Below are 18,779 nucleotides of genomic sequence, written 5' to 3' on the forward strand. Positions count from 1 at the left end.
AATTATTTCTGATCAATATTTTCTATTTCTTGTTTAGTCATATCTAATTTCTCAACCAGGTTTTGAGTTTGAGTAGTAGAAGTTGTTGTATCTGCTTCTTTAGTTCCAAAGTCTAGATCATTGTTATCTAGAAAAGCTTTTTGCTTACCAAACATTTGTCTTAATTTGTCCATTAGTTTTTCATTTAATGTAAATGTAGCAGCTAAATAAGCTACTGCACAAAGTAAGAAAACTAGTACTGTATCAAATGGGAAAACTAATCATTTGGTTTCAAAAACTTCTTTGTTATCTGGACCTTTAACAGTGTGAGATTGTGGAATTCAAAATAGAGTTAAAACAATTCCGATAATAAAAATATAATTTGAAAAACGATAAATTGATAGTTTTTTATTTCAAGCTAGAATAAATCCATATATCACCACACTAAAGCCATAAACCACTGACATAACTATTCTTGCCCAAAGAGGCAATTGGTAGTTTGAATTGGGTATAAAAACATTTCAAGGGATGATAATACCACTAGTTAAAATTAGCAATAAGCTAAAGATAATTAAGTAAATATAAAATGATGTTGTATATCAATTTCTTTTGGTTGTTTTGGTGACAGTTTTTCGTTTATCCACGAGAGTCTCTCAATCTCATCATTTGTAGGATGAAATCAGCTAATGGTAATGTAACAGTTTCTTCTTTTCCATATTCTCTATATGAGATGGTTTCACTTAGTCTTTCTTTTTCACCTAAAATAATTTGGAATTTAGATTTAGACATTTGAGCTTCGCGAACTTTTTTGCCTAATCTTTCGTCTCTATCATCAATTTTTGATCTAAAGTCTGCGTTAAATAAAATCTTATTTACTTCTCGAGCATATTTAATGTCTTCTGCATTATTTGTAGCAGGGATAACTGTAAATTGTTTAGGTGCAAGTCAAAATGGTAAAACACCTTTAGTTTGTTCAAGTAAAATAGCAACAAAACGTTCATATGTTCCAATTAATCCACGGTGAATCATAACTGGACGTTCTTCTTCATTATTTTGGTTAGTGAAAGTAATTTGGAAACGTTCTGGTAGTAAGAAGTCAAGTTGTAAAGTAGAAACAGTAATTTCATGTCCTAAAGCTGTAAAGATTTGAATATCCATCTTTGGACCATAGAAGGCAGCTTCACCAATTTTTTCTTCATATTTAACACCTAATTCATTAAGCACTTCACGAAGCTGATTTTCTGCTTCATTTCACATATGGTCATCTTCATAGTATTTTTCTTTGTTTTCTGGATCTCTTAATGAAAGTGAAACATATGAAATTTGTATTTTGAAAATTTCAAGAGTTTCTTTAATTAATTGGTACATTGATTTGAACTCTTCAGCGATTTGGTCTTTTCTAACAAATAAGTGTCCTTCTGTTAGTAACATACCCCTTACACGTTCAAGTCCTGTAAGTGCACCTGATTTTTCATATCTGTATAATTGTGATTGTTCTGAATATCTAATAGGTAAATCACGGTATGAACGTTTTTCTGTGTTGTAACATAAAATATGGTGAGGGCAAGTCATTGGACGTGGAATTAAACGTTCATTTTCAACTACAATAGGTCTAAACATATCATCTTTGTAGTGAGCTAAGTGCCCTGAGATTTCATAAAGTTCTTCTTCTCCAAAGTGAGGAGTTAAAACTTCAGTAAATCCATATTTTCTATCCATTTTAAGCACAAGGTTTCTGATTTCATTGTGAATGTACATTCCATCTTCAAGTCAGAATGGTAATCCTTGACCACCTAATTTGTTAAATGTAAAGAGTTTAAGTTCTTTCCCAATTTTTCTGTGATCTCTTTCTTTTCTGTCTTTTAAAATTTCTAGGTACGCATCTAATTCTGCTTGACTTTCTCATGAAGTACCATAAATTCTTGTTAATTGGATATTGTCGCTATTTCCTCTCCAGTATGCACCAGCTAGTGATAAAAGCTTAAAGTATTTAATTTTCTTAGTATCTTCTACGTGCCCACCTGCACATAAGTCAACAAAAACTGTTTCGTTGTTAAGTGGATCAACTAGAGCATAGAAAGTAACATTTTTTCCGGCTGCTACTAGTTCATCATATAATTCTTGTTTATAAGGTTTATTAGTAAAATCATATTCATCTATTGAAACTTGTTTCATAACTAAATTACGTGAAGCAAGTTTTTTCATGTATTTTTCAATTTTAACTAATTCTGTGTCACTTAATGGTGTTTCGAATTCGAAGTCATAGTAAAATCCTTCATCTGTAGCAGGTCCAAATCCTAATTTAACATTTGGATAAAGTTTTTCAACTGCTGCACCAAGTAAATGGCTTGTTGTGTGATTTAAAAGTTTATTTGCTTTCATTGTATCTCCTTAAATTAGTGAAATTATAATACTTTTTTTAGTATATATCGCGCTAAAGTAATATAAATTCTAAATATATAAGTCTATATTTTAGTATTATAAGTAAAATTCGTATAAATATAAAAAAATTTAAATTTATATTGATAAAATTAATATGTTATAACTTGATTATTTTTATAACATTTTAGAATACAAAATTAACCAAGGAGAAAAATGAAGAAACAAAAGTGATTTTTTTCACTTCCATTAGTTGCGGGTGCAGTTGCAGCTCCATTATCTGTTGTTGCATGTAACGATACTAAAGAAAAAGATAAAGAAATTAATAAACTTTTAAAAGCCGAAAAAGAACAATTAACTAATGAAAAAGCTACTAAAGAAGCTGAATTAGCTCAAGTAAACAGTGATAAAGCAGCACTTTTAGCTGAAAAAGAACAATTAATTAAAGAAAAAACAGCTAAAGAAGCTGAATTAGCTAATGCTAATAAAGAAAAAGACGAAGCAAACAGTCAAAAAGCTGCTAAAGAAGCTGAGTTAACTCAAGCAAACAGTGATAAAGCAGCACTTTTAGCCGAAAAAGAACAATTAACAAATGAAAAAGCTGCTAAAGAAGCTGAACTTAAAGAACTTAATGCTAAAATTACAGCACTAGAAAATATTATTCAATATCAAAAAGAACAAAATCTAAAGCTTAAAGACGAAAAGGAACTTAAGCTTGCAGAAGGTGTTACTGAAGAAAAAATTAATGCAATTGAAAAAGTTGAAGGTATTGAAGCAATAGTTGATAAAATTGAAAAAACAGCTGGGGATTCAATAGAAGCTAAAATTAAAAAATTCATCGAAGATAATAAATATTCAGAAGAAGAAAAAGCTAGCGAATTATCTACATCTATTTTTCTAGATTCATTAAAGTACAAAGATAATGAAAAAGTTCAAAAAGCAAACTTAGATTTTAGCAAACTTGACAGTGCTGATTTAAATGTTGTTCTTAAATTCGCTGTAGATTTAGTAAATGCAGCAAAATAATAATATAAAGCTTATTAAAATATTTTATGTGCCAATTAATGTTTATAATTGGCATTTTTTATATAAAAAAGTGCCGAGGCACTTGTAATTAACGTGTTGATCATTTAAATGATTTTGCTGAAAGTCCAAATAATACAACACTTCTAAACTAGGACATTAAAAGTTTACAAAAAATTATTTTTGTACATCAGTGCATATTGCGCTGGTGTTTTTCATTCTAAATTTGACTGTATTCTTTCGTTATTGTAAAAATTAATAAATTCACCCGTGAGAGTATCTAACTCTTCTAATGTAAGCAATTTACAATCTATGTACGGCAAAAATTCTGTTTTATAAATTGAAAATCAATATTCTATTTCTCTATTATCTAATGAATTACCTGTTCTTGAATATGAACATTTACCATTTTTACTTTCAATTAAATTCCTGTACATTTCGTGGGTATATTGAAATCCATTGTCAGAATGCATTATAAAAGTAGGCTCATTTAAAGGTAAACTTAAGCATAGTATCCATCACTAGATCCATGTTATTGTAATAAGAAAATTTATATCCTATAATTAATTTTGTTTTATTATCCATAACAACTGATAGATAAATATGATTTTGGGGTGCATCTTTAGTAGCAGGGATATATGTAACATCAGTAGATTTAATATTTTGACCTGAAATGTCATTGTAATCTCTTTTCATTAAATCTTTACCTGCAAAACGAGTGTCTTTAATTTCTTTTGCTTTTTAGGCTTTCTAATGTGAGAATTCATATTATTTTTGGATAAATATCTTCCTAATGTTCTACTATTTACTTCTATACCATAGTCCTTTTTAAGATATTGAGCAAGTTTTCTCTACCAAAATTTTTGTATTTAGATCTAAGTTGTGCAATTTCTTCTTTGTAAATATTACATATGCTTTTATCAATGTTTGCAGTTTTAGTCGTTGCATTTCTACGTTTTGCTAGAGTTTGTCTACTAATGTTAAATAATGCAAATTTTATATTATTATGGATATTTAATTTTTCTGCTTCTGATATAAGCGATTTTTTGTCTAGTTTATTGGTTATTTCGTAATATCTTTTAGCAATTTCTTTTAAGTCTTCGATAGGTATTGCATCTCAATTTATTTCACCTTTTTCATTTTTTATTTTTGGTTTTTAGGTCTTCCACGCTTTTTCTTTAATGCTGGATCCTTTTTGAAGTTAAAGAATATGTCATGCCTAAATTATATAGTTTTGTTCTATACCTTAAAGTTTTAAAGAAACTATATTTTCTTCCTTCAGTATGTTCCTCATCGATCATAGATAAATACTTTTCATAAAGTTCATTATATTTCACATTGTTGTTGTACATATTTATTAGTTCTAGTCATTCTAATGGTTTTATGTGTCTACCCATATATTCTCCTTTGTTTATATAAAAAGCTGACAATTTCTTGTCAACTTTATGTGTCCTAGTTTACTTCATAAGTAAGGTAAAATTAAATTTATAATATTTTCTGCTTTTGAGCCAATTTGAATTAAATCATCTTGAGAAATAGCTTTATTGCCTATCAAAATAAATGATTTTAAATCAGTGTTGAAATCAGGACGTACCTTGATTCAATTAACTATTTGACTAGTAGTATCATTTAAATTATTAGCATTTAAATTTTGAATCAATGCATTGAAAGCATCTTGGCGCTCAACTGGTGCATTTGCTCCTAAGGCTAAATTTTGAATAAATAAGATGCTATTATTATTCATTCCTTTTCCATTTGCTAGAATATCTTTTAAACTTGTATTTACTGTCTCTGTAAGAGCTGATTGAAATAGCACTACTAACGGTTGTACTGTTTTTAATGAGTTAATAGAATAATAAGTTTTATTAATGTCAAAAATATTGTATTTTTCAAATGCTACATTATGAAATTCATTTGTAGCAATATTATGCATATGGTGTAATAATTGATCAATTTCTGGTTTGATTTCATTACCTTGCAATAATGGGAAACGTTTTAAAGCTTGTGTATATTTAGCAACTGATTCTAAATAAGAAATATAATCATTTAAAGCATAAATTGCTGGTGCATCTTTACTTGCAAAATTTATTTCATTATCGCCCACTCTTATAACCGATGTAAGGTATGCACTTCCTTCGAAAGCCATTTTATTTTGAGTAATAGAAGATTTAAAAGGCGATATATATGAAAATCATCACATTCCTTTTACTTCAGAAACTGCAACCATAGGGAATACTTGTCCAGTTAAAAACATGGAAATAATTAATAAAGTTGATCCCAATGCTTGAATCATTAAAATTGATTTAGAAACCGAAACTATAAATAAACCGACAGCTAAAGAAACTAGTGTTAAAGTTAATAATGAATAAATTAATCCACCTATTTCTATCTGTTCAAAAATTTGTTTTAATGAAGATAAAGTTACATTGTAATTTACTCCTCCAATAACTTTGCTATATACTATTTTGCCTTGTGTGAAATAATCAGGTCCGAAAATAATAAATGTAAAAAACAATGTTCATAGTCCAGATAAAAACATAATTATAAAATAGTAGCTAGCTACATACAGTAAGAAAACTAAAGGTTTAATTTTAGTTGCACCAATTCTTTTTAATAATGTTGACTTCTTAAATTCAAAAATAGCAGTAGGTAGTGAAACGCAGGCAATTGCAACTGGTCCAATTGTTAATGAAGATGATGCAATCATTGGATAATTAAAGATTAGCCCACAAACAACAATAAAAATAATAGGATAGCCAAATGCGAAAAAGGGCCCTACGAAGGCTTTTCAAAAGTGAATGTTAATTAATGAGAAAATACCATTAAATGTATTCTCAGATTGTGATTTTATTCTTTTACTTTTCATATCTATCCTATGTATTTATCCAAGCATTTAGCAACTGAGCCAAATTCAGCTATTGTTTCTTCTTTTAATGCGTCATAAATGATTTTTCCCTTATGCATAATAACAATTCGATCAGCAATTATTTCAACTTCATTAACATCGTGTGAAATTAATAAGATTGAAGATTCATTAGCAATTGCAAACTTCTTAATAAAATGAATTAAACGAGATTTGATTTTTATATCTAGCCCAGTGCTTAGTTCGTCTAAAATTATTAATTTTGGACAGTGGATAATAGCAAGCAAGGCATTTAATCTTTGCTGCTGACCACCAGACAGTGCTGAAGCTTTATTGAAAATAAATTCATCAATTCCAAAAATTTTTATTAAGTTTTCGATGTCAGCTTCATCTAATGCTGATCCATAAATTTTCTTCATAGAAACAATAACATCTTTGACTGTTAACCCTTGTGGGTAGGAAGAATCTTGAAATTGAATGCCGATAAGAGCATTATTAATTTTGCTAGCTTCTTGCATGTTATAAATAATTTGACCACTAGTTGGATTTGAAATTCCAACTATCATTTCAACAGTTGTTGTTTTTCCAGCACCATTCGAACCAAGTAAAGCTACATTTTGACCTTGGTATAAGGTTAAATTCATGTCATTAACAGCATAAAATTTCTTATTATGACGTAGCGAAAATTCTTTACTAACGTTTTGTATTGTAATGAGTTTTGGTAAATTGAATTCGCGAGTTTTAACAGCTTGATAGAGTTCAACTTTTTGTGATTGTTTTTCTAAGTCAGCTAAAAAATCTCGAGATATTTCTTGTACTTTTGCTATCTTATTATTCATTTTATTTCCTTATCTATTTAAATTATAAATTTATTTTGCATATTAGGCAAAAGAATGTAAAATATGGAACTTTTTTGTTCCACATTACTTTTAATTCTAGCTAGTAGCCTTTTCCTACGTTTCCCAGCAGTAGCATAATAAAATAAACCAGCCACAGTGAATGCTGTAGTTGGCTTGAAACTTTATTTAATATTTAAATGATTAAAAATATTTAATATTAATTGGTAGTCTTCCCAGCTTTGTTGTAAGGCTGGGTTTTTAATTTCGATTGTATTTATAAGTTTTTGTCAAAATAGTGTTCAACTTGTTTAACATCATTAATCATAGTAATGATTCTAGATGTAGTCATTTTATCCTTCTAGCAAGACCTAAAAAATCATTAATTTTATAGGTAAGGAATTTTAACATTACTAAAGAAAGAAAACATAAACAAATATATCCTTGTATATTTTTTCATGTAGAAAGATACATTGGTCTTAATGATAATGCGCCTTTTAATGTTCTAAAGTTTTCTTCAGCCTGTCATTGTTTTGCATATAGCTCAACGATTTCAGTTTCTTTAAGATCAACTCTATTAGTTTCGTAAACATAAAATCCATCGAATTTTTCATCTTCTAGGACTTTATCATAGTCTAATTCATAAAAACCTGACTTATCTGTTGGTTTAAAGAAACGATATTTCTTTCCTCCAACCATATCTTCATATGACACTTTTCCATTTTTAGCTTTCTTATTGAAGTTATCAATAAGAATTTTTCTATCTTCATAGTCTTTTTTGCTCTTTTTTCACTAAAAGTGATTATTTGTTTTCTAGTGTGACCATTTTTTCTTCCATTACGGTATAGAGATATTATCTCTCTGCTCTTATATAAGAGTCCATTTTCATTAATGTAATCCTTTTCACTAAGAACATATTCTTTGAATTCTTTTGAACCTTTTTTCATTCTGTATGAAATAATGTAATTTAGTTTTTTATCTTCTAAAAATCTTATATTTTTATTTACAGACATTCCTTTATCAGCAATAACAGTAACTGTGGTTATGTTGTATATTTTTGCAGTTCAAGTATAAAAGGAATAAAAGTGGATGAATCAGCTGTATTTCCGGGGAAAACTTTGTAGTGCACTGGTATACCATTACTATCAGTGGCGAGTCCAATAACGATTTGGTCTTCTTTAAATTTTCCATCTTTTGAATAACCTGGTTTCTTATAACCATCTCGACTAAATGTTTCAAAATAAGCTGTTGTTGAGTCAAATCAAACTATACTTACATCTCTTTTGTACTCATTTTTCATGGTTTCATTTATATTGCTTAAGTATTTGATTTTTGTTATCAGCAATATATTCTAGTGATCTATAAAACGAATTTTTAGAATAAAAATCTTGTTTTTCTTTAGTTGCATTTTTGTATGTAGCATAAACACTTAAGTGGATTTTTAATTCTTTGATATATTTGTTGCTTTACAACATCATTTAAACTTACTGATTTTGTAGTTTTACAATCCTTGAAAATATCAAAGTAATCAATTAATCGAGAAATTAAGTCGAATCCAACAAATTTTTCATATGTCTCATTTATTTTAGGGCTTTTATTTTTGATCTTTTATTAATTTCATTAATAACCTCTTCTTTTGTCATTGAGAGAGGAAGAGTTTTTATAATTTGTTTTATTTTTTCGACTGAATTTTCTTGGTATTTATCAAAATCTTCTTCATATCCTATCCCGAATCTTACAGCATATCCTGTTTTGTTTGTGCTTTGATATCCAACAGATATATAAGTTCCTTTTTGTCTTTTAGATCTTGAAATTATTCAATTTATTTCATGTAGGTTCTTCTTTTTCATGAATATATTATACCACATTTAGTAGCATAGTAGCATAATATTTATATTTTTTTCAAAAATATAGCCACCTAAAAAGCGACTATATTTGGCCCAAGTGGGAAACGCAGGTGGAACTTTTTTGTTCCACATTACTTTTAATTCTAGCTAGTAGCCTTTTTAGCACTTTAAGTTATAAAAAAGCTGCCTAGCAACAGCTGGCAGCATTATAAATTATTTAAAATTATCTTTCATCAGTTCATTCAAATTGGAATCCGTAGATGCTTACAGTATCTCCTATTTCAATTCCCATACGAACTAGTTCATCTCACACACCCATTTTTTTCAAGATGTTGTTAAATCTTACTAAGTTATCAAAAGTGTTAATTGGGATACGATTGTAAAGCTCTTCAACTTTTTTACCTTCAATTTCAAAGTATCCTTTGTATGGATTCTTAATTACATAGTCAGGTTCATATTCAATAACTGTTTCTTCTTCTTGCACTTCTTCGATTGTTTCATAATTATGTTTAGTAATCATGTCTCATAATTTAGCCTTAACTTCATCTAAGTTTTCATGGAAAATTGCTGAAATTGTTACTACTTCAATATTTGGGTATTTAGCCTTAAATGCCTTAAGGTGAGCATCAAAAGCTTCTAAATCAGATTTATTTGCAATTACTAATTGAGGTTTATTTTCAAGTTTTAAATTATATGATTTAAGCTCATTATTAATGATTTCAAAATCTTGAATTGGATCTTTTTCTTCTGAACCAAAATCAATAATGTGAGCGATAACTCTACAACGTTCAATGTGTTTAAGGAATTGTATTCCAAGCCCTTTTCCAAGTGCTGCACCTTGAATTAATCCAGGTAAGTCAGCTACAGTAAAGGAATCATCATGGAATTGCACCATTCCAAGTTGTGGTACTAAAGTAGTGAATTCATAATCAGCAACTTTAGCTTTTGCATTAGAAATAGCATTTAAAAATGTTGATTTACCAGCTGATGGTTTACCAACCACCCCAACATCACTAAGAATTTTTAGCACAATGTGAGCTTCAAATTTTTCTCCAGGCATTCCATTTTCACTGATTCTTGGTGCAGTATTTTTAGCAGTCTTAAATTTAGTATTTCCTCTTCCACCTTTACCACCTTTGGCAATTAAGTATGGAACGTTTGCTTCAATAACATCAGCAATTAACTTTTTACCATTGTAAACCAAAGTTCCAACTGGTACTTTGATATAAGTATCTTCGGCATTAGCGCCATAAAGATTTTTAGGTCCACCTTTGATCCCGTCTTTGGCAACAATGTGTTTATTTTTATAAAAGGCTAGAAGTGTATTTTTACCACTGTCCCCGACGAAGTAAACGTTTCCTCCACGTCCACCATCTCCTCCGTCAGGACCACCTTTATCAACGTGGGCTTCTCTACGGAATGAGACCATCCCATCTCCACCACGTCCGGCTTGAATATTTACATAAACTTCATCGATAAATTTAGCCATAATTTCCCTCCTTGGGTTTATTTATTTTATTATTTTCTTCCTACTTGCTTATATTATATAAGGTTTTGGCAAGATTATAAAAACAGCAATAAAATCTGCTGTTTTTATTCATTGATTTTATTAGATATAGTCGTTTATTCCAATAAAAGTTTGTTCATCTGGATGGTTGATGTCTCAATATCCAGTTTCAATTCTTTTGGCTCTAACTTTTTGACGATGTAATTCGAGTTTAGATCAAATTCATGAACAAATGTAAATTGATGAATATACCCCAATGCTAATTCCGAATAACATAACAATGTTAAATGAGAAATCAGTAGCATTGTGGAAGCATAGTAAGACAAGAATAGCTAAAATAGTTGTTCCTGAAGTATATAAACTTCTCTTTATGGTTTCAGCAATTGAGCTATTAACAATTTTAGTAATATCTTCTTTTCCTAAAATTTGGTTAACATATTGTGTTTTAATTGTTTCTCTAATTTTGTCAAATGTAACTACAGTATCATTAATACTTAATCCAAGGATTGAAAGCATAGCAGCTACAATAATAGTTGAGACTTGTAATCTAGTAATTACAATAAAGGCCATAACCATTAAGAAATCGTGTAGCAGACCAATAATAGCTGCAATTGAATATGTTCAGCTCATTCTAAATAGTAAGTAAAGCACAATTCCAACAAAGGCAATTGCAGTAGCAATTACTGCATTAAGCACTAATTTTTGGGCTTCAGTAGATGAAATAGAGTAATCTATTATCTTAAGAGCAGAGTCTTGAGCTAGGATTAGTTCCTTAATCTTTTGTAATTCAGTTAGTGAGAATTCTTGAGCAGTCTTAATTGAAATTGCTCAGTTATCACTAGTTGAGCTGACTTTATTTAGTGAAATAATTGAGTCAACATTATGAATGTTGAGCGCTTGACTATTGTTTAATAAAGCTTGTTGAATAGCTTGAGCTTGAGCTTGGGTTAATTGTCCGCCGATATCAGAAGTAATGGTGATATTAGTTCCTCCTGAGAATTCTAATGAACGATTAAATCCTGCCCAAATATCTTTATGCGCTCCAGATATAGATGCAAATACTATAATTCCAGCTAGCATAAAGATTAATGATCCTAAAGCGAATCATTTTGATTGTTTAAGGTAGTTGTTGTTTTCAACAGCAACACCAAGTTTAGTTTTATTATTAATGTATCTTTTTCTAATACCTAGTAAGTAAAGCTTATCATCTAGTAATCCAGAGTTAACTAACATAGTTGCTAAGAATCTAGAAAATAGTAGCATAACTAGCAAGGTAAATAGAATAGAAAGTACTAAAGTAACTGAGAATCCTCTTACTTCCTTAGTTCCGAAGTAAAAGAGGATAAATCCAACAATAATAGTTGTCACATTGGCATCTAGAATTGAAGAAAGCGATAGTTTATTAGCATTTCTAAAGGATTTTTTCAAGGAATCTCCAGTGTAGACTTGACGTTTTAGTCTTTCATAAGTAATAACATTAGCGTCCACACTAATTCCGATCCCAATAATTAAAGCAGCAATTGTTGCAGGTGAGTATTCACCACGAAGCACTGTAAATAGTAATAATGTTAAGAATATATATAGTGCAATTGAAATTGTACTTAAGGCACCTAATAATCCATAGTTAACCATCATGAAGATTGAAATTAAACTAAAGATTACAAGTCCAGCATACATTGCATAATTAAATGCATTTGAATTTAAGTTTGGATTTAAGTAAATGTTTGAAAGAACATTTAGCTCATAGTCACTAAGACCAAAGTTAATTTTTCCAGCTAATTCACCAGCTTCTTGTGGTGTAAAGTTTCCTGAAATTTGTACATCTGCAGTGTTTAATGGACCATTAACACTAGCATCAGAAATTAAGTACTCTTTAGCATTAAATTCATGTTCTTTTAAAATGTTTGGTACTCTTTGAGGTTGTCCATTAATCCCCATAATCACACTGTATGGTTGGTTATTAACGTGAATAAAGTTTCATAAGTTGTGACCTGAAGCTTCTCAATCACTTGGATATTTATCTTGAGCTAACTTAAGTAGCTTTTCAATGTTTAATCACATTAGCATTCTGTGATCTTGTAACTGAGAAACATATTCAGTTGCTTTGGTTCATTGGAAAATGGCATCCTTATCAGCTAGTTTTAAGTTAACTGAAGTTTTACCATTTTGGGTGTTTGAAGAAACAGCTGCTGAATTTTGCTTGAATGGAGGAATCCAGTTGGCTGGAGTTCCACCATTAGCATCAAGAGAGTTGATTGGATTCCCTATTTTGAAAACGCCATCATAAAACAATGGTTGTAAGTCAGCGTTAGTTATGGTTAAAATAGGTTTATCAACGATTTCTTTTTCGAATTCAATACGCTGTGAATCAGTTATAGCTCCACTCTTAGTGATTCTAATTTTTCCTTCACCTTCTGAGGATACTGTTATACCATTAAGTCCAGTACCACCAGTTAAACGTTCAAATAAAGATCTATTAACTTGTTCAGTTAATTGTTTATCAGCATTCTGCCCATCTTTCTTAACTTGAACAAGTACTTCAATTCCTCCACCATACTCAATTGACTTATTAACATTTTTATTTATGTAGAATACACTACCAAAAACAATTGCTAATATTGCTGAGACTATAGTGATGAAACTGATTATCAATCTCTTAAAATTATTTAATTTTAAAAATTTGTTTCATCTCTTTTTCATAACTAGTATATATTTTAGCAAAAAAACTCTATATTCATAATGAATATAGCTGCTAAGGCACTTATTTTGCCTTTAATTCCCCATTTGTAGTGATATAAGTTCAAAAGTTTTTATCTTTAAAGGTTTTATAGTTTAGTTATTATTTGCTCTTATAATTAGTAAAAATACTTTTATTCCTATATACTAGGTTTAAAAAATAAATAGGTAAATTATAGCTGCCCGATATATTTTGAATGCTAAATCTAGAATTTGTTACAATTGAAGTATCGTAAGGAGAAATATGATAAAAACAGTAGCAATTGTTTCACTTTCAAGTGGAGCACTAGGAGAATCATTTGTTAAACATGAACTAGATTTGGGACTCAAACGTCTAAGTCAAATGGGGCTTAAAGTTAAAATTATGCCAAATGCCTTAAAAGGAATTCAATATTTGAAAGCACATCCAGAAGCGCGTGCGCAAGATTTAATAAGTGCTTTTAGTGATCCTGAAGTCGATCTTATTTTATGTGCAATTGGAGGATTTGATACTTATTTATTAACTCCATATTTAATGGAGCAAGATAGATTAGCAAGTAATTTAAAACCTAAAGCCTTTTTAGGTTTCTCTGATACCACAGTAAATCACTTTTTACTCAATAAACTAGGACTAAAAACATTTTACGGGCAAGCTTTTCTTACTGACATTTGTGAGTTAGATACCAATATGTTGCCTTATACAAAACATTATTTTGATCAATTAGTTACTTTAAACACAATTAGTGAAATTACGCCTGCTAAAACTTGATATAAAGAAAGAAGTGATTTTGGACCTTCAGCACTTAATACAAGTCGCGAAAGTTTTCCTAATATTAAAGGATTTGAATTATTGCAAGGTAAGGCACAATTTGAAGGTGAAATTCTTGGAGGTTGCATTGAGTCTATTTATAGTAACTTTTTAGATCCTCAATCACCTGCATATGAAATAACTTCAAAATATCAAATCTTTCCTTCTTTAGATAAATGAGAAAATAAAATTTTACTACTAGAAACAGCTGAAACCAAATCATCACCTGAACATTATTCCACTATGTTACAGTCTTTAAAATCATATGGGATATTTGATAAAGTTAATGGGATTCTTATAGGTAAACCTCAGGATGAAGCTTACTATGAAGAGTATAAAGCCATTATTAAAAATGTTGTACCAAATCATATTCCTGTTTTATATAATGTCAATATTGGACACGCAGCTCCAAGATGCATTATTCCATTTGGACTTAAAGCAAAAGTTGATGCCAACAAGCAAATTATTAAATTTGAAAAATAATAAAAAAACTTAAATATCTACTATATAAGCCTTAAAAAAATAAATATTTAAATAAAAATTCAACATTTTATTGTATTATATATACATAAATTAAATTGTTAAAGAAAGGAGTTGCTGGTTCAGCAACTCTTTATCATTTACATAGGAGGAAAAATGTTTAATGAAAACAAATTAAAAGAACAGTTTCCTAAAATTTTATACGCAAGTATAACAAGTGATCCAGTGTTCGGAAAAACACTTTCTATCACAGTAGATTCTACAAATTTAGATGAAGTTGAAAAAATTTCAAGAGAAATTTCAACTTATCTAGAATCACAAAGCTGGTTCACAGATGATTTTGCTTTAGAAGTGTTATCTAAAGGAACAGACCTATCTGTAACATTTGATAACATTCATGAATTTATTGATAAATATTTAGATATTAAATTAATTAAACCATTTGATGGATTAACTGAATTAATTGCTAAATTACTATCAATTGAAAATGATCATATTCTAGTTGAATGAAATCAAAAAGGCAGAATCAGAAAAATCAAGATTGAAAAAGCTAATATATCTGAAATTAGCGAATATATAAAATTTTAAGAGGACATTATGGCTACTAAAAAAACAACCCCAGAAGTTAACAATTCTGAAGAATTTCAATTATTTAGATTAATCGAAGAAGTTGCTACACACAATGATTTCTTATTCGAAGACATCATGGAAATCTTTCGTCAAGCAACTGAAAGAGCCTTTGTTAAAAACATTGACAAAGGTGCCGAAATTGTGCTTGAAGCAGATCACGAAAATAAATTAGTTAGAATGTTTAACATAAATGGTGAAGTAGTTGAAGATGATTTTGAATTCAATGAAGAAACACCTGAAGAAAAACTAATTTGCATTCCTTTATCACAAGCTCAAGTATTTAACCCAGAAGTTCAAATTGGTGATATGGTGAGAATTCCATTTACCTTTGCTGACTTGCCAAACAGAATTAATGTTGCAATCTTAAATGATTACAAACAAGAATTCAAAGCAATGGAAAAAACTAAAATTATTGCTAAATACTCTCAATTACTAGGTAAAAGAGTTGATGCTAAAGTTTTAACAAGAAATAAAAATGGTTCTTACAATGTTTCATTTGAAGACCAAGTTACAGCCTTTTTACCACAAAACAAAGTTAATGAAAAACTTAACTTACAACCAGGTAAATTTATCCCTGTATATATTGACGCAATTAACGAAGATTCAAAATTAAGTATTGTACAAGTATCTACAACTTCAAATACTGAATTATTCGACTTACTATTCAATGAAATCCCTGAAATTCAAAATGGTGACTTACAAATAGTTGCAATTGAAAGATCAGCTGGATTAAGAGCTAAAGTTGCATTAAGAAAGAATCCAGACAGAAAGCTTGACTTCGATACAATTGGTACAGTTTTAGGTGAATATTCTGTAAGAATAAATGCTATTTCTGACTTACTTGGTGGAGAAAAAATCGACTTAATTAATTATTCTGACGATATCTTAGAATACATTAAAAACGCTTTATTACCTGCCAAAGTATTAGATGTTATTGCTAGAAACGAAGAAGATACAGTTAAATATTATGCAATTGCTCGTGATGCTGAAATTAACATCGCTATAGGTAAAAAAGGTATTAACATTGATTTAGCTTCTAAATTAACTAATACCAAAATCACAGTTATTAAAGCTAGTGATGCAATTGAAAGAGGATTTGAATTTAAGAAGGCTGAACAATTTGATACTCACTACTTCAAAACTACAGAAAGAAACAAGAATTCAAAAGCAACTAAAATGCTTAACAATCTTGATTCATTCATTGATACAGATACCTTATTTAGCGATTTCAACCACAGCTTAGATGAATTTGGAAACGAAGTTGCCCCAGAAGCCACTCCAACAGTTAAAGCAGTGAAAAAAGTTGCAGCTAAAAGACACGCAATCAACATGCATGATCTTGACACTTTATTTGATGAAGAAGCTATCAAAATTGAAGATGAATTCGATAACATTGACAGTTACGATTTCATTAGCGAAATTGAAAAATATGATGTTGAATATGGTGAAGAAAATTCAGACGAATTAGATGAAGTAAAAACAGAAGTATCTGAAGAAGAAACAAAAGCTAAAACTAAGAAAGTACTAAATGAATTCAAAAATTCTAAAGTACAACTTAAAGATTTCAAAGTTGATGATGATCTAGCATCTTATGGATTAGCTGATTCATTAGATGTTTCAGAACTAGTTGATGATGACTGAGAATAAAAATTACACTCGCAAGTGTATTGCGACTAATGCTATTACACCAATTGATAAATTAGTAAGATTTAGCTTTGATAAAGAAACTAATCTAGTTGAATTGGATTTAGATCATAACAAACTAAAAAGAGGGGCTTATTTCATCCCTACACAAGAAAATTGAAATTACATAAAGAAAACCAGAGCTCTAAATCGTGTTTTCCGGACAAATATAAGTCCTGAAGTTTACATAGAAATAGAGGAACAATTAAAGGAGGTGCTTTATGGCAAAGAAAAATAATAGAATTTCAAACATAAATGAAATTAAAGAACAGTTATCAAACACAAAAACAGAATTAAAAGATGGTGTATTTATCTTTACTGAAAAAATGACTATTGCTGATTTCGCTGAAAAAATTAATGTTTCAGCTAATGAAATCATCAAGAAGATGTTCATGCAAGGGAAGATGTGCAATGTTAATACGATTCTAGATGAGGAACAAATTGCTGAAATTTGTTTAGACTATGGATATGACTTCCAAAAAGAAACTAATATTGATGGTTCTAACTTCTTAGATGAAGTTAACTTCACTGATGATGAACAAGATTTAGTGCGTAGATCACCTATCATTACAGTTATGGGACACGTTGACCATGGTAAAACTACTTTAATTGATAAAATTAGACACTCAAATGTTGTAGCTACCGAAAGTAGTGGAATTACACAACATACTGGTGCTTATCAAATTGATTATAAAGGGAATAAAATCACATTCCTTGACACACCAGGGCATGAAGCCTTTACCCAAATGCGTGCGCGTGGTGCAAAAGTAACTGATATTGTTATTTTAGTTGTTGCGGCTGATGATGGTGTTATGCCTCAAACTAAAGAAGCTATTGAACATTCTAAAGCAGCAGGTGTACCAATTATTGTTTTTGTTAACAAAATGGATAAGCCTAATAAAGATGTTGACAGAATTAAAGGTGAACTTGCTGAAAATGATGTTTTAATCGAAGAATATGGTGGAGACACTCAAATTGTTTATGGTTCAGCCATGAAAGGTGAAGGACTTAATGAGTTATTTGATGCCATTATGTTACTTGCAGATATTTTAGACTTAAAAGCTAACCCAAATAGATATCCAATTGGTACAGTAATTGAGTCTAGAATTGATAAAGGAATCGGTTCAGTTTCAACAATAATTGTTGAAAATGGTACTTTATATAAAGGAGACTTCTTAGTTGCTGGTTCACGTTACGGAAGAGTTAGAATGATTTTTGATTCTAATGGAGCAGCAATAGAAAAAGTTACTCCTGGTGCTCCAGGTATTATCTCTGGTCTTAACTATGTTCCAGATGCTGGAGATCGTTTTATTGGATTTAATGATGAAAAATTTGCTAAAAAGTTAGCTCAAGAAAAAGCTAATGCAGACAAAATGGATCTACTTTATTCACAAAGTAATGTGGAAGAAAATATTAATGGTAAAAAAGTTATTAATGTAATTGTTAAATCTGATGTTTATGGTACATCACAAGCTATAAAAGATCAAATTAACTTGCTCGAAAATGATGAAGCTATTATCAAAGTAATTTCAGCTGCAGCAGGTAATGTAAATGAAACTGATTTATTACTAGCAAAAGCATCAAATGCTACAATTTTCTGCTTTAATTTAAAAGTTTCCCCTAATATTAAACAAAATGCTGCCAGTGCAGGCGTTTCATTAATCGTGCACAATGTTATTTATAAAATTATTGAAGACTGTCAAACTATGTTAGATGGTGAAAAAGCTCCAGTTTATGAAGAACGTAAAATTGGTGAAGCTCACATTATAAAAGTATTCTTTTATTCAAAAGTCGGTAAAATTGCTGGATGTATGTGTGACTCAGGTTCTGTAAAAGCAAACTGCAAAGTAAAAGTTACTAGATCTGGAAAGACAATTTACGAAGGTGTTATTGATTCGCTAAAACGTGATAAAAACGACACTAAAGAAGTTGTTAAAGGTAAAGATTTCGGTACACATATTAAAGGATTTAATGATATTGCAGAAGATGACATTTTAGAATTTTACGAAGATGTAAGGGTAAACTAAAA

At 29.7% G+C, this 18,779-nt stretch carries 15 protein-coding genes and 1 pseudogene; 6 read left to right on the top strand and 10 right to left on the bottom strand.

Going from position 1 to position 18,779, the window contains the following annotated elements; all coding sequences use genetic code 4:
* Nucleotides 1-2 precede the first annotated feature (2 nt).
* A complete protein-coding gene (locus tag ACM0IS_RS02650; protein WP_416755943.1) occupies nucleotides 3-446 on the bottom strand; it encodes a hypothetical protein in 444 nt (147 codons plus the stop codon).
* 169 nt (nucleotides 447-615) lie between these two features.
* A complete protein-coding gene (gene thrS / locus ACM0IS_RS02655; RefSeq protein WP_416755944.1) occupies nucleotides 616-2,361 on the bottom strand; it encodes a threonine--tRNA ligase in 1,746 nt (581 codons plus the stop codon).
* Nucleotides 2,362-2,574: 213 nt separating this feature from the next.
* Between thrS and ACM0IS_RS02660 the strand changes: the two genes are divergently transcribed.
* Complete coding sequence (locus tag ACM0IS_RS02660) at nucleotides 2,575-3,384, top strand: hypothetical protein (RefSeq protein WP_416755945.1); 810 nt, start codon at nucleotides 2,575-2,577, stop codon at nucleotides 3,382-3,384.
* Nucleotides 3,385-3,548: 164 nt separating this feature from the next.
* On the opposite strand, the gene ACM0IS_RS02665 is transcribed toward ACM0IS_RS02660, so the two are convergent.
* The 8 genes and pseudogenes from ACM0IS_RS02665 to secDF all read right to left on the bottom strand — a co-directional run bounded on the left by ACM0IS_RS02665 (nucleotide 3,549) and on the right by secDF (nucleotide 13,134).
* Entirely contained in the window at nucleotides 3,549-3,818 is a 270-nt protein-coding gene (locus tag ACM0IS_RS02665) for an IS3 family transposase (RefSeq protein ID WP_416755946.1), read from the bottom strand.
* Nucleotides 3,793-4,077, bottom strand: a complete 285-nt coding sequence (locus ACM0IS_RS02670; protein ID WP_416755947.1) for a hypothetical protein — start codon at nucleotides 4,075-4,077, stop codon at nucleotides 3,793-3,795. Before ACM0IS_RS02670 ends, ACM0IS_RS02665 begins: the two co-directional genes overlap by 26 nt.
* A gap of 482 nt (nucleotides 4,078-4,559) precedes the next feature.
* Entirely contained in the window at nucleotides 4,560-4,778 is a 219-nt protein-coding gene (locus tag ACM0IS_RS02675; protein WP_416755948.1) for a hypothetical protein, read from the bottom strand.
* A 14-nt stretch (nucleotides 4,779-4,792) separates the two neighbouring features.
* The gene (locus tag ACM0IS_RS02680) at nucleotides 4,793-6,247 is read right to left on the bottom strand and encodes a hypothetical protein (RefSeq protein ID WP_416755949.1); all 1,455 of its coding nucleotides are present in this window, start codon (nucleotides 6,245-6,247) and stop codon (nucleotides 4,793-4,795) included.
* A gap of 2 nt (nucleotides 6,248-6,249) precedes the next feature.
* Complete coding sequence (locus ACM0IS_RS02685) at nucleotides 6,250-7,083, bottom strand: ABC transporter ATP-binding protein (protein WP_416755951.1); 834 nt, start codon at nucleotides 7,081-7,083, stop codon at nucleotides 6,250-6,252.
* A 182-nt stretch (nucleotides 7,084-7,265) separates the two neighbouring features.
* Nucleotides 7,266-8,861, bottom strand: a pseudogene (locus ACM0IS_RS02690) (IS1634 family transposase).
* Nucleotides 8,862-9,150: 289 nt separating this feature from the next.
* A complete protein-coding gene (gene obgE, locus ACM0IS_RS02695; RefSeq protein ID WP_416755953.1) occupies nucleotides 9,151-10,416 on the bottom strand; it encodes a GTPase ObgE in 1,266 nt (421 codons plus the stop codon).
* Nucleotides 10,417-10,536: 120 nt separating this feature from the next.
* A complete protein-coding gene (secDF, locus tag ACM0IS_RS02700) occupies nucleotides 10,537-13,134 on the bottom strand; it encodes a protein translocase subunit SecDF (RefSeq protein WP_416755954.1) in 2,598 nt (865 codons plus the stop codon).
* Between the two features lie 280 nt (nucleotides 13,135-13,414).
* Here secDF and ACM0IS_RS02705 point away from each other — a divergent pair, with 280 nt between their 5' ends.
* The 5 genes from ACM0IS_RS02705 to infB all read left to right on the top strand — a co-directional run bounded on the left by ACM0IS_RS02705 (nucleotide 13,415) and on the right by infB (nucleotide 18,777).
* Complete coding sequence (locus tag ACM0IS_RS02705) at nucleotides 13,415-14,440, top strand: S66 family peptidase (RefSeq protein WP_416755955.1); 1,026 nt, start codon at nucleotides 13,415-13,417, stop codon at nucleotides 14,438-14,440.
* A 153-nt stretch (nucleotides 14,441-14,593) separates the two neighbouring features.
* Nucleotides 14,594-15,025, top strand: a complete 432-nt coding sequence (locus ACM0IS_RS02710; RefSeq protein ID WP_416755956.1) for a hypothetical protein — start codon at nucleotides 14,594-14,596, stop codon at nucleotides 15,023-15,025.
* A 9-nt stretch (nucleotides 15,026-15,034) separates the two neighbouring features.
* Complete coding sequence (locus ACM0IS_RS02715) at nucleotides 15,035-16,714, top strand: NusA N-terminal domain-containing protein (RefSeq protein ID WP_416755957.1); 1,680 nt, start codon at nucleotides 15,035-15,037, stop codon at nucleotides 16,712-16,714.
* Entirely contained in the window at nucleotides 16,698-16,988 is a 291-nt protein-coding gene (locus ACM0IS_RS02720; RefSeq protein WP_416755958.1) for a YlxR family protein, read from the top strand. The genes ACM0IS_RS02715 and ACM0IS_RS02720 overlap by 17 nt, the downstream gene beginning before the upstream one ends.
* Nucleotides 16,972-18,777 (top strand): translation initiation factor IF-2, encoded by a 1,806-nt coding sequence (infB, locus tag ACM0IS_RS02725; protein ID WP_416755960.1) that lies wholly within the window; start codon nucleotides 16,972-16,974, stop codon nucleotides 18,775-18,777. Before ACM0IS_RS02720 ends, infB begins: the two co-directional genes overlap by 17 nt.
* The last annotated feature ends 2 nt before the right edge of the window (nucleotides 18,778-18,779 follow it).

Source organism: Mycoplasma aquilae ATCC BAA-1896, from assembly GCF_048074525.1.
In the GTDB taxonomy this organism is placed as follows: Bacteria; Bacillota_I; Bacilli_A; order Mycoplasmatales; family Metamycoplasmataceae; genus Mycoplasmopsis; species Mycoplasmopsis aquilae.